This is a genomic window from Bacteroides sp. CAG:633, assembly GCF_000435115.1.
GTDB classification, from domain to species: domain Bacteria; phylum Bacteroidota; class Bacteroidia; order Bacteroidales; family Bacteroidaceae; genus Bacteroides; species Bacteroides ndongoniae.
This window is the reverse complement of record NZ_FR883071.1, coordinates 17,939-33,447: the sequence shown is the minus strand read 5'-3', so window position 1 is coordinate 33,447 and position 15,509 is coordinate 17,939. Positions and strand designations below refer to the sequence as shown.

Below are 15,509 nucleotides of genomic sequence, written 5' to 3'. Positions count from 1 at the left end.
CGATTCAACTTTCGCAAGCTCAAGTTGCAGTTGACAAGCAACAAGTTGACGAGTTGACAAGGCGTTTGTAGCGAGCCGTTTCAAGCGGCACTTTATCAAACAGGGAGTTCCAGCCTAGTAGACTTGTTAACTGAAGCCTTGTCAACTAATAAGTTGAGCACTTGCGAAACTTAAGTAAACGATCAAAGTTTTGACAACAAGATTTTCAAGGACTGCTAATTGGCTTATGAAAACAAAGAGACCAATATTTATCATATTTATAGCTGCACTGCTGATGCCATTGCTGCATGCTTGCCTGGACGATGATACGACCAATCATCACCAGCTTACTATCGGCACAATCAAAGTAGTGGACGGACAGGAATATTACTTCGCATTGGACGAAGGTACAAAGATGTACCCCGGTGATACGACAAACATACACAACTATACTGTTGTTCCCGAACAGCGTGCCTTTGTATATTTCGACCTGCTGGAAGAAAAAGTTTCCGGTTACGATTACAACGCTGCCATCTACCGTATCGAGAATATTCTGACGAAGGACATTTACCTCATGCCCGCCGAAAAAGAAGACAGCATCGGAGACGACCGCATCAATATTACAAACATGTGGATAGCCAACGACCATCTGAACATCCAATATCAGATACACTATGACGACACTTCAAACAAAAGTCACATGCTGAATCTGATTGTGAACGAAGCTGCAGATGACAAAAATGACAAGGAAGACTATCTGACACTGGAATTCCGCCACAACGCTTATGGCGAGGCGCAACGCAAATTAGGTCCGGGAATAGTTTCGTTCAGGTTGAACAACATCAGACAACTGGCCGAAGGAAAGCGAGGGCTGAACATCCGCGTCAACACGCTATACAACGGCATCAGTTATCAGACAATAGATTTTCAATGATACAACCTAAAACCTTATTATATTGACCGACGAACGAGAATGTGCCCCAAAGCATATTCTCGTTCTTTTTTCATAATGTATGGATTATCGTTTGGACAGCTATAAAATGACAACCACTCCCAATCGCCGCTAAATAAAAAAGGCCCTGCAAGAAAACACTTGCAAGACCTTTTTTTCATCACAGCAATCTAACTTCGCGGAGAGAACGAGATTCGAACTCGTGATACCCTTTAGGGGTATACACGCTTTCCAGGCGTGCCTCTTCAACCACTCGAGCACCTCTCCAATGCGGGTTAAACCGACTATTTTTCGTTTTGCGGGCGCAAAGATATTCAATATTTCCAATAATACAAAAAAAGAGAAGTATTTTTCGTTACTAAGAAATAATGTACTACATTTGTCCTGCGCTTTACAACAAAGCATTCGCTTAAACGCGAAAAGATAAACAATAATAACTTTACAACTAACTTAAAATTAGAAAATTATGTCAATGCATACTTGGTTTGAGTGTAAAATCCGCTACGAGAAAACAATGGAAAACGGTATGAACAAGAAAGTTACTGAACCCTATCTGGTAGACGCACTCAGCTTTACTGAAGCAGAAGCCCGTATCATCGAAGAAATGACTCCGTTCATCACAGGCGAATTTACGGTTTCTGACATCAAACGTGCCAATTACAGCGAACTCTTTCCTTCGGATGAAGAAGCTGCTGACCGCTGGTTCAAATGCAAACTGATCTTCATCACACTGGACGAGAAAAGCGGTGCCGAAAAGAAATCGTCAACGCAGGTTCTTGTGCAGGCTGCCGACCTGAGAGATGCCGTCAAGAAACTAGACGAAGGTATGAAAGGCACCATGGCCGACTATCAGATTGGCTCTGTAGCCGAAACAGCCATCATGGATGTATATCCGTACAGCGCTGAACCCAACGACAAACCGGAAGTACAATAAGAAATAGAAAACACCTAAGTATTATCACCCATGATTGCAGAAAATCTGAAACAAGTATTGAATGAATTGCCCGCAGGAGTGCGGCTGGTTGCCGTTTCCAAATTTCACCCCAACGAAGCAATAGAAGAAGCTTACCGCGCCGGACAACGGATTTTCGGCGAAAGCAAAGTACAGGAAATGGATGCCAAACATGAAAGTCTGCCTCAAGACATCGAATGGCATTTCATCGGGCATCTGCAAACAAACAAAGTGAAATACATTGTTCCCTACGTAGCGCTTATACACGGGATAGACTCTTACAAGCTGCTTGCCGAAGTAGACAAACAGGCAGCCAAAGCCAACCGTACAGTTCGTTGCCTGCTACAATTGCACATAGCTCAGGAGGAGACCAAATTCGGTTTCAGCTTTGAGGAATGCCGCGAAATGTTACAGGCCGGCGAATGGAAAAACCTGCATAACGTACAGATATGCGGCCTGATGGGCATGGCATCGAACACCGACAACGTAGAACAAATACGCAAAGAATTCTGTTCTTTACATGAATTCTTCGAGGAAGTGAAATCTACGTGGTTTGCCGGCTCCGACAGCTTCAAGGAACTCTCCATGGGCATGTCGCACGACTATCACGAAGCCATAGCAGCCGGAAGTACACTGGTGCGCGTAGGAAGCAAAATTTTTGGAGAAAGAAACTATTAAATCATTTATCACCTATAAAATTTACTATCATGGCAACATTAGAAACGACTTTTGCAGGGTTGAAACTTAAAAACCCGATTATCGTCAGCAGCTGCGGCCTGACAGACAGTGCGGACAAAAACAAGAAACTCTGCGAAGCAGGAGCAGGAGCCATCGTACTGAAATCGCTGTTCGAGGAACAGATTATGATGGAGGCAGACTGGATGGGCGATCCTAACATGTATCCGGAAGGCAGCGACTACTTGGTCGGATATATTCGTGAACACAAGCTGGGCGAATACCTGCGCCTCATCAGCGAGAGCAAGAAGGTATGCAACATACCTATCATTGCCAGCATCAACTGCTATCAGGATGCAGACTGGATTAACTTTGCCAAAAAGATAGAAGAAGCGGGAGCCGATGCACTCGAAATCAACATTCTGGCTCTGCAGACCGACGTACAATATACATACGGCAGCTTCGAACAACGCCACATCGACATCTTGCGCCACATTAAGAATACAGTCAAGATACCCGTCATCATGAAGCTGGGCGACAACCTGACCAATCCCGTAGCACTCATCAACCAACTCTATGCCAACGGTGCGGCAGCTGTTGTCTTGTTCAACCGCTTCTACCAGCCGGACATCAACATCGACAAGATGACTCAAGTGGCAGGTGACGTGTTCAGCAACGAAGCCGACCTTTCCAAGTCGCTCCGCTGGACAGGCATCGCATCGGCTGCTGTCAGCAAGATAGACTATGCCGTCTCAGGCGGAATCCACTCGGCCGAAGGCGTAGTGAAAGCTATACTGGCAGGTGCATCGGCTGTAGAAATCTGTAGCGTGCTCTACAAAGAATCGCCTGCTGTCATCGAGCAGTATAATCAGTTCATCGCAAAATGGATGGACGGCAAAGGCATGGAAAACATCGCACAATTCAAAGGCCGTCTGAACGTAGGCGACGTGAAAGGTGTGAACACTTTTGAGCGTACACAGTTCCTGAAGTATTTCGCATCGCACGAATAAGTCCACGACAGCGATACTGACCGGCAAAGAAAAATGCCAAAATGAATAAGACGCACTTATTCGTTTTGGCATTTTTTGCTTTCACCCGTGAAGCTTCATCTTTCACCACAAACAACTTACTCCCAACAACTTACAGTTGGGTGAAAGCGTGAAGCCTATTCCATAGAAGAACTAACCCCTTACTTTAGCCCGCCAAATACCTACTTTGGAAACATAAAGTGAAACATTAGCCTACTGAAAAAGGGATATTACGCACCGCAACAAGCAATGTTAGTGCGCCTAACAAACAATGTCAGCATGTGCAACAAACAATGTGAAAGCACGTAGCAAACAATGTGAAAAATAAAACACTTGCATGGCTCACGAGCCACACTTGCATTACAGAAATGGAATGCAAGTGTTACAGACGAGCCATGCAAGTGTTACAGAAACGCCTTGTTTACATCAGGTTGCTGGCCAGCTCGCTCAGTTCGCTACGCTCGCCTTTCACCAGATTGACGTGGGCAAAAAGATTCTGGTCGCGCATACGGTCGATCATATAAACCAGACCATTGGATTGGCTATCCAAATAAGGCTGGTCGATCTGCTGAATATCGCCCGTAAACACCATTTTGGTTCCTTCGCCCGCACGGGTAATGATGGTCTTGATTTCGTGAGGAGTCAGGTTCTGCGATTCGTCGATGATGCAGTATGTCTCGCTCAGGCTACGTCCGCGGATAAAAGCCAACGCCTCGATCACCAGCTGGTCGCTCTTCTGCATATCTTCCAGCCGTTTTACTTCGCTGGAGTTGGAAGCAAACTGATGCTTGATGACATTCAGATTGTCGAACAAGGGTTGCATATAAGGTGCCACCTTTTCCTTGGCATCTCCCGGCAGGAAGCCCAGATCCTTGTTGGACAGTGCCACGATAGGTCGTGCCAGCAATATCTGTTTGTAGTCCGTCAGTTTGCCCAAGGCTGCCGCCAAAGCCAACAAGGTTTTACCCGTACCGGCTTTTCCCGTCAGGGCTACAAGTTTGATGTTCGGGTCGTTCAGCACTTCGAAGGCAAAGCTCTGCTCGGCATTGCGCGGCTCGATGCCATAGTTTTTCGTCTTATTGACACGACAGACGGCATGCAGGAACGGATTGTATCGCGCCAGCACACTGTTGCGGTCGCTCTTCAGTACAAAGCATTCGTTGGGATGGAGAACGTCCTTAAAGTCGAACTCGCTGATATCAATGCCTTCTCTCGAAGAATAGATACGGTCGATCAAAGCTGGATCAATACCTTCGAACACCTCGTTCGACTTCTCGAAGATATCAACATTCATCACCTTGTCAGTGATATAGTCCTCGCACAGCAAACCGATGGAGCGAGCCTTCATGCGCAGATTGACGTCCTTGGTCACCAGCACAGTCTTCATGTCAGGGTGTTTACGGCCTACGTAGTCGGTCACCGCCAGTATCTGATGGTCGGGAATACGTTCAGGGAAGGATTCGTGAACCTTAGTCGATTCCACCAAACCAGCCACCACAAACAGGCGGCCCAGTCCTTCACCCAAAGGAGCACCTTTCGTAAAGAGGTCATCATCGGTAATCAGGTCAAGCTCGCGAACAAATTCACGGGCATTGAAATTAATCTGCTCATTACCTTTCTTGAACTTATCCAGTTCTTCGAGCACCACGATAGGAAGATAAATGTCATTTTCCTGAAAATTCTTCAAGCAGTTATAATCGTGAAGAATCACATTCGTATCAATTACAAAATTTTTCTTTGCTCCCATATCCGTTAGATTTAAATAGTTAATATCTTTGTTGCTTATAAAGATAACAAATTAATGAAGGAATTGACTTTCCTTTGCCGTTAAAGTTTATAAAAGATGGATTATCAGCACACTTTAGAGTACTTATACAACAGTGTCCCCATGTTTCAGCAAGTAGGCAGCAGTGCTTACAAGGAGGGATTGGAGAACACCCTCGCACTGGACGAACACTTCGGACACCCCCACCGCAACTTCCGCACCATACACGTAGCAGGTACCAACGGAAAAGGTTCCTGCTCGCACACCCTGGCAGCCATCCTGCAGGAAGCAGGCTACCGGACTGGACTGTATACTTCACCCCATCTGGTCGACTTCCGCGAACGTATCCGCGTCAACGGACAACCCATCCCTGAAGAATACGTCATACGCTTTGTCGAAGAGGAACGCAGCTTTTTCGAACCTCTGTCTCCCTCGTTCTTCGAACTGACTACGGCCATGGCGTTCCGTTATTTTGCCGACCAGAAAGTCGACGTAGCTATCATCGAAGTAGGCCTGGGCGGCCGGTTGGACTGTACCAACATTATCCGTCCCGACTTGTGCATCATTACCAACATCAGTTTCGACCACACCCAGTTCCTTGGCAGTACACTGGCTCAGATAGCCAGCGAAAAGGCAGGAATCATCAAGCAAGGCATCCCCGTCGTGATTGGTGAAAGCACTCCCGAAACCCGTCCAGTATTCGCAGAGAAAGCACAAGTGGTACAGGCTCCCATCTGTTTCGCCGAAGACCATGTGCCGGAAGAATATCCCGACATGGATTATGAACTGAAAGGACTCTATCAGGAAAAGAACCGGCGGACGTTGCTGACAGCCCTGCCACTGTTGAAAAAAGTCGGTTACCACCTCAGCGAACAGGCCATACGCAACGGCTTCGCCCACGTATGCGAACTGACCGGACTGATGGGCCGCTGGCAGAAGCTGCAAGACGCTCCCACCCTGATTTGCGACACTGGACATAACGTTGGCGGCATCACCTACATAGCCGAGCAGCTGAAGCAGCAGACCTACCGGAAGCTGCACATCGTAATGGGTATGGTCAACGACAAGGACATCCGCGGTGTACTGGCACTGCTTCCACGCGATGCCGACTACTACTTCACCAAAGCCAGTGTGAAGCGCGCGCTGCCCGAAGCCGAACTGGCCCGCCTGGCCAATGCAGCCGGACTGCAGGGCGAATGCTACCCCGACGTGCCGACAGCCGTCCGTGCCGCGCAAGAAAAAAGCCTCCCAGAAGACTTCATCTTCGTAGGAGGCAGTAGCTTTATAGTAGCCGACTTGTTAGCGAGCCGCGATGCACTCAATCTCCACTAACGCATCCTTCGGCAATGCTTTGACAGCTACAGCCGAACGTGCCGGATAATCGCCGCTGAAATAAGTGGCATATACCTTATTCATATCAGCAAACAAAGACATGTCGGCCAGAAATACCGTTGTCTTTACAATGTTTGCCATGCCCAATCCTGCTTCTTCCAGAATGTGCTTCACATTCTCCAAAGATTGGCGGGCTTGGGCTTCCACGCCTTCAGGCATCACGCCGGTAGCCGCATCAATAGGCAACTGACCTGAAACAAAAACCATTCCGTTGGCTTCGATAGCCTGGCTATAGGGGCCGATAGCACCCGGTGCCTTCTGACTGCAAATAACTTTTTTCATATTCAACTAAATTTAGTGATAGTATAATATATAAGATAATCCATTCAACAAGAAAAAACATGCACCCGGCATGCAGTATTCTTTAAAACGGTGCATTTATTATAACAGATACGATAAAAATACACCTATACCTAAACTTAACTTTTATATAGACCTAACTTTAATGTTTATGCAAAGGGAAAGAAATCCCTGACAAAGAAGAGGAGCGTTGACGAAGCGCCCCTCTTCTTTGCATTATAAACAGTGCTTACTTGCAATGCTTACTAATCAAAGAATCTACATTCGGATCTCCCAGTTCTTTTGCCTTGGCAAAACTCTCGCATGCCTCAGCTTTCTGCTTCAGCTGCAGTTGTGCAATGCCTTTCAAGCGATAAGCTTCCGCATACTTGGAATCGATCTTCAAAGCCTCATCCAGCACTTTCAACGCTTCTTCATTGCGTCCTACCCGGATATTGATAACAGCCAGCTCGGCACGATAGGTCAGATCTTTCGGATTCAATTCGATAGCCTTTGCCATATCGTCCAAAGCCCGTTGATATTGCTTCGACTTCAAGGCAGCTTGCTCCCTGTAATAATAGAACACATCGTTGACCTGACCATTCATGGCCTTGAAATATTCATCATAATCGAGTAAAGCCTGACGAGGAAGATCTGCATTCATGCGTGCCTGTGCACGTCCCAGCAGATAAGGAGCAGCCGCTTCCGTATAAGGCGGAGTAAAGCGAACCACACAACTGTCCATCAAAGCCAGAATTTCTTCCTGCGGTGCCTGCATCACCTCCTTGATTTTAGCTGTCGTAAAGAATGTCGCAGGCGAAGCCATACTGCTTCGGTTGACCTGCTCGTAAGAAGCGAGTGAAGCTGCATAGTCCTGCTTGGCAAACTGGATATCGCCCTGCAACTGGATGTATACAGGAAGCGGATTAAGCTCTACAGCCTTGCTTATTGCTTCCAAAGCCTTATCGTACGACCAGTCTTTATACACCTTCTCAGGGTTTTCGAGCATATAACCGTATATCAGCTTGGCTATGTTATAATACACATCGTCCTTCTTGGAAGCAACCTCCAATGCCTTGTCCAAATCGGCAACCACCTTCTCCATTGTTGCGTCATCTTTCGACTTATACAAAAGGTTGGTAGCTCGGCGCACATAGCCGTCTGCATTTGCCGGATACCGGGCAATAAAATCGTCCAGCAATTCAGCATATTTCTCTGGCGTAACCTGCGAAGATGCCATATAGAGAAATACCAGTGCCTCCTCTTCCGTATCGGGCAATGCCTTCTTAATCTGAATATTGCGTAAAGCCATATCATTAAAAGAAAGTGGATTGATTTTCAGAGCCACCACAAAGCGAGCGTCAACAGCATAACAGATCGTTGCCGTATCCTTGCCAGACGACTGCTGTGCCAGTCCGAAGACTTCTCCTTCTGGCGTCATAACAGGACAGCTTACCATCTTCTCCTTCAGATGCATGTTCAGCGTATAATAATTGTAATTGTCGGCAACCTTGTCTACTCCCTTCACTTTGCCCGAAGTGCAAGAACGGTCTTTCCGCGTGGAATAAGGCAAAAGATAAACATCCGAATCGACAGCCGGAACCGTTGCAGCCATTTGCAAAGCCGGAACTTTCTTCTCGGTAATAGCTACCTTGAATTTGATGACGTCGTACATATCATCGGCTCCCATAATTTCCTCGACGGGCATCTGCTTACCTTCCGAATTCAGTATCAGGGCACGTTCCGCTCCCTTAAATAAAGAGTAGTCCGACAGGGCTACGCCGTCTTCACTGACAAAAAAGCCATTGCCCGTGTTCAGTATTTTGTCATCCTTATCGTAAGTGATCACCGAGAAGACAGCTTTCTTGGCCTTCTCTACCCATTTGGGTGCCTGAGCCATTGTCCACTGGGCCAGCAGGCACAAAACAAACAATACTAAATATTTCTTTTTCATTCGCACTAATTTATTCGTTGTTTCACAGCTTCATAAATCAAAATTCCCGCAGCAACCGAAACATTGAGCGACTCGATGCTGCCAAGCATCGGAATCTTCACCCATTCGTCGCATAAAGCCAGGTTGTCGTACGAAACACCTTTATCTTCCGCTCCCATAATGATGCACATCGGTCCTGTGTAATCGGCCTTCGTATAGTCATAGTCGCCTTTCTCCGTAGCGGCCACAATGTGGAAGCCACTGTTCTTCAGGTATTGAAGCGTATCTTTCAGACTTTGTTCCCTGCAGACAGGCAAAGTGTGCAGTGCTCCGGCCGAGGTCTTTATGGCATCGGCATTGACGGTTACACTGTTCCGGGCAGGAATAATCACCGCATCAACGGCTGCACACTCGCAAGTACGTGCAATGGCTCCGAAGTTGCGCACATCCGTAATGCCGTCGAGCATGACGAAAAGCGGATTCTTCCCTTGCTCGAACAGGAAAGGTACCAGGTCTTCTGTCCGCTGATAGGTTACTGCCGACATAAAAGCGACCACACCCTGATGGTTCTTGCGGGTAATCCGGTTAATACGTTCTACCGGCACGCGCTGCACCGGTATGAGGGTTCCCTTCAAAGCAGCAAACAACTCCTTTGACAAGTCACTCTGGATATCTTTCTTCACCAGAATCCGGTCGATGTCCTTACCTGCCTGAATAGCTTCTATCACGGCGCGTACGCCAAAAATCATTTCATTCTTATCAATCATATCGACTTTTATGCTTTGCCCAACAGTGCCCGTGCATTGTTCAGCGCAGCTTCGGTCAGCGTAGCACCGCTCAGCATGTGAGCCAGTTCTTCTACCCTTTCCTCGTCTGTCAACCGACGGATGTGGCTGTTGGTTTCGTTTTCGTTATCTTCTTTGTATACTTTGTAATGAACGCGTCCGCGAGCGGCAATCTGCGGCAAGTGAGTAATGCTGATAACCTGACGGTTACTGTCACCCATTTCCTGCATGATGTCGGCCATACGGTCGGCAATTTCGCCCGACACTCCGGTGTCTATTTCGTCGAACACAATGGTCGGCAACTTGACGGCTCCGGCAATCATGGCCTTCAACGACAGCATGACACGGGCTATTTCACCTCCCGAAGCTACCGAAGAGATACTCTGCAGAGTTCCGTTCTTGTTGGCCGAGAACAGAAAGCTCACTGTATCGGCTCCGTGTACTCCCGGCTCTTTACGGGTACCTACTTCCACCTGAAAACGCACGTTGGGCATACCCAACGGCACCAAGCGGGATGCCATTTGCTTTTCGACCTCGCGGGCTGCCGCCACACGCGACTCTGTCAACACAGCTGCCTGTTGCTTTACCTTATTATATAGGTCGGCACACTGCTGCTTCAAATCTTCAATCTGATCATCGGACGAAGTAATGGCCGACAGACGCGAAGCGTATTCTTCCTGCAAGGTCAGCAGTTCGTCCACCGTAGAGACACGGTGCTTCTGCTGAAGCGTATATATCAGATTCAGCCGCGCATTCACCTCGTCCAGACGGGCGGGATTGAACTCGACTTCTTCTTCCCGTCCTGCCACTTCCTGTGCAATGTCTTTCAGCTCGATGTAAGAGCTTTCCAGACGTTCGGAGAGTTCCTCGGCCGCAGGATAGACTTTACGCATGGACTGCATGGTGCTCAAGCAATCGTTCAGCAAGGGAAGCAATCCGCCTTCATCGGCCGACAGGCCTTGACCTACCCGATACAAACCCGCCTTGATGTCTTCGGCATGACTCAGCAACTCGGCTTCCTGCTCCAGTTCTTCCTGCTCGCCAGCTGTCAGATTGGCTTCTTCCAACTGTTCCAGCTGGAAGCGTACATAGTCTTCGTCAGCCTTATCACGTTCGGTACGGGCTATCAACTCTTCCAACTGCTGTTGCGCCTTCTTCCAACTACCGTAGCAATCGGCATACACGGACAAAGCTCCGTCGTTGTGAGCCAGAATGTCGAGTACATTCAACTGGAAGCCCTCTTTGTTGAGTAACAGGTTCTGGTGTTGCGAGTGCACATCAATCAGCATCTCGCCCAGTTCTTTCATCTGTGCCAGCGAAGCCGGAGTATCGTTGATAAAAGCACGGCTCTTGCCCGAAGCATATACCTCGCGCCGCAGGATGCACTCGTCCTCATATTCCAAGTCGTTGGCCTCGAAAAATGGTTGCATGCCATAAGCAGCTATTTCGAAACGGGCTTCGATGATACACTTCGAAGCTCCCCGGCGTATAGCCTTTACGTCGGCACGCTGCCCCAGCAACAGGCCGATGGCTCCCAGAATAATAGATTTTCCGGCACCCGTTTCGCCCGTAATCACCGAAAAGCCGTTCTCTAGCCGGATATCGAGCTGCTCGATCAGCGCATAATTCTGTATGTAAAGTGAGCGCAACATAATTCTGACTGATTACGATTGTACATCCCGTTTCAACACTGCCGCCAGATGATCGACGATGTCGGCTGCGACCTCCGCTTTCGACTTCAGCGGATAATCGGTCTTTCCGTTGCGGTCGATAATGCTGACTTTGTTGGTATCGTAACGGAATCCGGCTCCCTTGTCGTTCAGGGAATTAAGCACGATGAAGTCCAGATTCTTCCGCTGCAACTTATCTTCGGCATTGTGCTGTTCGTCGTTGGTCTCAAGCGCAAAGCCCACCAATACCTTGTCGGGAAATTGCTCTTTCTTCATCAGCCCCAAGGCTGCGGCAATGTCCTGAGTAGGCTTCAGCGACAGCGTCATGTCTCCCGTCTTTTCGCGCTTGATCTTGTGATCGGCCACTTGCTCGGGCGTATAGTCGGCCACAGCAGCCGACAGGATAACCGCATCGGCCTGCGGAAAATGTTTGCAAGTCTCTTCGTACATCTGTCCGGCACTCTCCACATTGCAACGCTGCACGGGGAAATAGGTGTTCCGCTGCACAGGGCCTGCCACAAGTATCACCTTCGCACCGCGCGCTGCACATTCGTCGGCCAGCGCAAAGCCCATCTTGCCCGACGAATAATTCCCGATGAAGCGCACCGGATCTATCTTTTCGTACGTTGGTCCGGCTGTTATCAGAATGGTTTTGCCCGTCAGGTCGCCTTCCTTGGCTGCGAAGTATTCTTCCAGATGGCGGATAATGTTTTCCGGTTCTTCCATCCGGCCTTTGCCTACCAAGTGGCTGGCCAGCTCGCCGGTTCCCGGCTCTATGATGTGATTTCCGTACGAACGGAGTATTTCCAGATTCTTCTGGGTAGAAGGATGGGCATACATGTCCAAGTCCATTGCCGGAGCCACAAACACCGGCGCCTTGGCCGAGAGGTAAGTGGTAACCAACATGTTGTCGGCCACTCCGTTAGCCATCTTGCCAATGGTCGAGGCTGTAGCGGGAGCTATCAGCATGGCGTCGGCCCACAAGCCCAGGTCGACGTGGCTGTTCCACGTGCCGTCACGCTGGGCAAAAAACTCGCTGATAACGGGTTTGCTGGTCAGGGCCGACAAGGTGATGGGAGTAATAAATTCCTTGCCCGCTGGGGTGATGACCACCTGCACCTCGGCTCCTTTCTTTATCAGTCCGCGAATGATGAGACAAGCCTTATAGGCGGCAATGCTGCCCGTAATGCCCAATACGATTTTCTTCCCTTTCAGTATATTTGCCATAATTACTTCTGAGTCATTTCACGCAGACGAATCTTTGTCAGCATGGCTTTTGTATTCAACGTAAAGTCACTGTTCAGCATCCAGCCGTAATATCCCGGATCGCGCTTCAACACTTCGGATACGGACATGCCTTTGTACTTGCCGAAGTTGAAGACTTCCACTCCGTTGTCGTCGTACACCATACGGCCGGCAAAGTCGACATTGCGGTTGAAACTGGAGAAGTCGGCCAGAAAAGCGATATCGTTCTGCAACTCCGGATAACGGTCGAGTTGCGACATCAGCACTTCGTAAGTGGCACGTGTATCGGCTTCGGCTGTATGGGCATCTTCCAGATTCTTGCCACAATAGAATTTGTAAGCAGCCGACAAGGTGCGTTGCTCCATCTTATGGAAGATAACCTGCACGTCGACAAACTTCCGGCGGCTCATGTCGATATCCACATTGGCACGGAGGAATTCTTCGGCCAGCACGGGGATGTCGAAACGATTGGAATTGAAGCCGGCCAGGTCGCATCCTTCGATGTCGTTGGCTATGCTGCGTGCCACTTCCTTGAAAGTGGGACAATCGGCCACGTCAGCATCGTATATGCCATGCACAGCCGAGGCTTCGGCCGGGATGTGCATTTCGGGATTGATACGCATGGTTTTGGCTTCTTCGTTGCCATTGGGATATACTTTCAGATAACAGATTTCTACAATCCGGTCTGTATTGATATTGGTTCCGGTCGTCTCCAGATCGAAGAAGACAATCGGGTTCTTTAAATTCAGTTTCATTCTATGATTTGTTTAGTGCCCGACAAGGAAACGAGTCGGCAGATTGCCAAGCAGAAGAAAGCTACCGCTCCACACCGCTTGCCAAGCTGCCAACTCGTCCGCTAAGTCAAGTATTCATTTATATATCAGTCGTTCAGCATCATCGGCATCAGCAGCATCAGCAGGTCTTCATTCTCTTCCTGCTCGGCAGGGATAATGACTCCTGCACGCGAAGGATCGGCCAGTTCGATGACTACCTCTTCGGCAGAGATGTTGTTCAGAATGTCGATAAGGAAAGTCGACTTGAAGCCGATGCTCATCGGATTGCCCACATACTGGCACGTCAGGCTTTCTTCGGCCGAAGTGGAGAAGTCGATGTCCTGAGCGGAAATCACAATCAGATTCTCCTGCATGCGCAGCTTGATAAGGCTGCTTGCCTGAGAAGAGAAGATGGATACACGGCGCAAGGCTCCGAGCAGCTGCATGCGGTCGACCGTCACTTTATACGGGTTGTTCTGCGGAATAACGGAGTTGTAGTTCGGATAACGGCCTTCGATCAGACGGCACACCATGCGATAGTTTTCGAGCGTGAACACTGCATTGCGTTCGTCAAACTCGACTACCACCGTACCCTGCTCCTTCGGCAGCAGGTTCTTCAGCAGCGAAGCCGGTTTCTTGGGCAGGATGAAAGCAGCGCGTTCGTTGCCCTTGGCAGCCAGTGTCTTGCAGCGTACCAGCTTATGGCCGTCGGAAGCCACCATCGTAATATCTTCGGTCGTAATATCGAAATAGATACCGTTCATCACAGGGCGAAGTTCGTCGTCGGCAGTAGCAAACACTGCACGGTTGATGCCTCCCAGCAGAATGGAAGCCTCCATTTCTACACGGACTGCGTTTTCGCCCAACATGGCCGACTGCGGAAACTCGTCTGCATTCTGTCCCATGAGGCTGTATTTACCATTCTGATACTGCACGGTGATTTCCAACGTGTTCATGTCCACATCAAATGTCAAAGGCTGTTCGGGGATCTCCTTCAAGGCATCCAGCAAAGTCTTGGCTGTGACGGCAAAACGTCCGTCCGCATCGCTTTCGTTCACCTCAACCGTTGTGACCATCGTGGTTTCACTATCGGATGCTGTTACCGACAAAGTCCCATCTTGCAGTTCAAAAAGGAAGCAATCCAGAATGGGCAATGCATTTTTCGAATTAATCACGCGACTGACAGCCTGCAAATGACTGGAGAGTGCAGTACTTGAGACGATAAATTTCATATGTTTCGTATATTTAAGTTTTTATAATCCTGTATTGTACAACCACAGGGAGGAGCACACTCCACCCTATTTAACTGACGGACAAAGTTAAAAAAAGAATTCCCTATGACAAAAAAATACGGAAAGAAAAAACAAGCATTTGCCGTTTCCAACCGTTCCCACTTGTGGAAACTGGAGTTCCCCAGTTAGGAAACTGCCGTTCCCTCAAAAGGGAATCGGCGTTCCCTAGTAAGGGAACGGACACACATACTTGTGGCATGGCAAAAGCCATCGAACAGCAGCCGTACAGCAACCACCTCCGGCATTGCCACCGGCACACTTCGAAAAGTAAAATCAAAAAAACAGAATTTATTCGTCGGATATTCCTAAAAAATTGTAACTTCGCCGCATCATTAAAACAAAGAGAACAATGGAATTTACAGGAAAAATCATCGCTATACTCCCTGCAAGAAGCGGAGTTTCAAAGACCGGCAATGAATGGAAAGTACAGGAATACGTGATTGAAGACCACGGTCAATATCCCCGTAAAATGTGTTTCGACATTTTTGGAGCCGACAAAATAGAACAGTTCAACATCCAGATGGGTGAAGAGCTGACCGTATCGTTCGACATCGACGCACGCCAATGGCAAGACCGCTGGTTCAACAGTATCCGCGCCTGGAAAGTAGAACGCGTAAGCGCAGCTGCCGCTGCAGCCCCTGCCGCTGCCGGAGCTCCCGTTCCGCCGCCCGCTCCTACTGCTACACCCGAATTTACCGTAGGCGACGCCAACGACGACCTGCCGTTCTGACAAATGCAGGCAACGACAGTAAAATACGTCGACAGCTGAAAAACAACCGTAATCAAATA

Annotated in this window: 14 protein-coding genes and 1 tRNA gene; 6 read left to right on the top strand and 9 right to left on the bottom strand. The window is 48.6% G+C overall.

Translation table 11 applies throughout. The features are described from left to right. Positions 1-226: 226 nt before the first annotated feature. On the top strand, positions 227-913 hold the full coding sequence (locus QVP67_RS08155; protein WP_022163076.1) for a NigD1/NigD2 family lipoprotein: 687 nt from the start codon (positions 227-229) through the stop codon (positions 911-913). A 197-nt stretch (positions 914-1,110) separates the two neighbouring features. Here QVP67_RS08155 and QVP67_RS08150 read toward each other — a convergent pair. Then, a tRNA-Ser gene (locus tag QVP67_RS08150) sits at positions 1,111-1,198 on the bottom strand. A gap of 199 nt (positions 1,199-1,397) precedes the next feature. Here QVP67_RS08150 and QVP67_RS08145 point away from each other — a divergent pair. Genes QVP67_RS08145 through QVP67_RS08135 form a run of 3 tightly spaced genes read left to right on the top strand, consistent with a single transcriptional unit; the run spans position 1,398 to position 3,568 of the window. Then, complete coding sequence (locus QVP67_RS08145; RefSeq protein WP_022163074.1) at positions 1,398-1,865, top strand: DUF4494 domain-containing protein; 468 nt, start codon at positions 1,398-1,400, stop codon at positions 1,863-1,865. A gap of 30 nt (positions 1,866-1,895) precedes the next feature. Next, entirely contained in the window at positions 1,896-2,561 is a 666-nt protein-coding gene (locus QVP67_RS08140) for a YggS family pyridoxal phosphate-dependent enzyme (protein WP_022163073.1), read from the top strand. A gap of 29 nt (positions 2,562-2,590) precedes the next feature. After that, positions 2,591-3,568 (top strand): dihydroorotate dehydrogenase-like protein, encoded by a 978-nt coding sequence (locus QVP67_RS08135; protein ID WP_022163072.1) that lies wholly within the window; start codon positions 2,591-2,593, stop codon positions 3,566-3,568. A 439-nt stretch (positions 3,569-4,007) separates the two neighbouring features. Here QVP67_RS08135 and QVP67_RS08130 read toward each other — a convergent pair whose 3' ends face one another. Further along, positions 4,008-5,333, bottom strand: coding sequence for a PhoH family protein (locus tag QVP67_RS08130; protein ID WP_022163071.1), 1,326 nt, complete (start codon positions 5,331-5,333; stop codon positions 4,008-4,010). A gap of 96 nt (positions 5,334-5,429) precedes the next feature. Here QVP67_RS08130 and QVP67_RS08125 point away from each other — a divergent pair, with 96 nt between their 5' ends. Further along, on the top strand, positions 5,430-6,683 hold the full coding sequence (locus QVP67_RS08125) for a bifunctional folylpolyglutamate synthase/dihydrofolate synthase (protein ID WP_022163070.1): 1,254 nt from the start codon (positions 5,430-5,432) through the stop codon (positions 6,681-6,683). Here QVP67_RS08125 and QVP67_RS08120 read toward each other — a convergent pair. From QVP67_RS08120 to dnaN, 7 genes are all read right to left on the bottom strand, one after another. Next, positions 6,651-7,025, bottom strand: a complete 375-nt coding sequence (locus tag QVP67_RS08120) for a RidA family protein (RefSeq protein WP_022163069.1) — start codon at positions 7,023-7,025, stop codon at positions 6,651-6,653. The genes QVP67_RS08125 and QVP67_RS08120 overlap by 33 nt on opposite strands. A gap of 247 nt (positions 7,026-7,272) precedes the next feature. Continuing rightward, the gene (locus tag QVP67_RS08115; protein ID WP_022163067.1) at positions 7,273-8,976 is read right to left on the bottom strand and encodes a tetratricopeptide repeat-containing S1 family peptidase; all 1,704 of its coding nucleotides are present in this window, start codon (positions 8,974-8,976) and stop codon (positions 7,273-7,275) included. 5 nt (positions 8,977-8,981) lie between these two features. Further along, on the bottom strand, positions 8,982-9,722 hold the full coding sequence (gene rlmB / locus QVP67_RS08110) for a 23S rRNA (guanosine(2251)-2'-O)-methyltransferase RlmB (protein WP_022163066.1): 741 nt from the start codon (positions 9,720-9,722) through the stop codon (positions 8,982-8,984). A gap of 8 nt (positions 9,723-9,730) precedes the next feature. Then, positions 9,731-11,392 carry a DNA repair protein RecN gene (gene recN, locus QVP67_RS08105; RefSeq protein ID WP_022163065.1) on the bottom strand — a complete coding sequence of 554 codons (1,662 nt, stop codon included), beginning with the start codon at positions 11,390-11,392 and terminating at the stop codon, positions 9,731-9,733. Positions 11,393-11,404: 12 nt separating this feature from the next. Further along, entirely contained in the window at positions 11,405-12,637 is a 1,233-nt protein-coding gene (coaBC, locus tag QVP67_RS08100; protein WP_022163064.1) for a bifunctional phosphopantothenoylcysteine decarboxylase/phosphopantothenate--cysteine ligase CoaBC, read from the bottom strand. A 2-nt stretch (positions 12,638-12,639) separates the two neighbouring features. Continuing rightward, positions 12,640-13,410: a 3'-5' exonuclease gene (locus tag QVP67_RS08095; RefSeq protein ID WP_022163063.1), complete on the bottom strand. Its 771-nt coding sequence runs from the start codon at positions 13,408-13,410 to the stop codon at positions 12,640-12,642. A 125-nt stretch (positions 13,411-13,535) separates the two neighbouring features. Further along, positions 13,536-14,660, bottom strand: coding sequence for a DNA polymerase III subunit beta (dnaN, locus tag QVP67_RS08090; RefSeq protein ID WP_022163062.1), 1,125 nt, complete (start codon positions 14,658-14,660; stop codon positions 13,536-13,538). Positions 14,661-15,069: 409 nt separating this feature from the next. Here dnaN and QVP67_RS08085 point away from each other — a divergent pair, with 409 nt between their 5' ends. Further along, complete coding sequence (locus tag QVP67_RS08085) at positions 15,070-15,450, top strand: DUF3127 domain-containing protein (RefSeq protein ID WP_022163061.1); 381 nt, start codon at positions 15,070-15,072, stop codon at positions 15,448-15,450. Positions 15,451-15,509 lie beyond the last annotated feature (59 nt).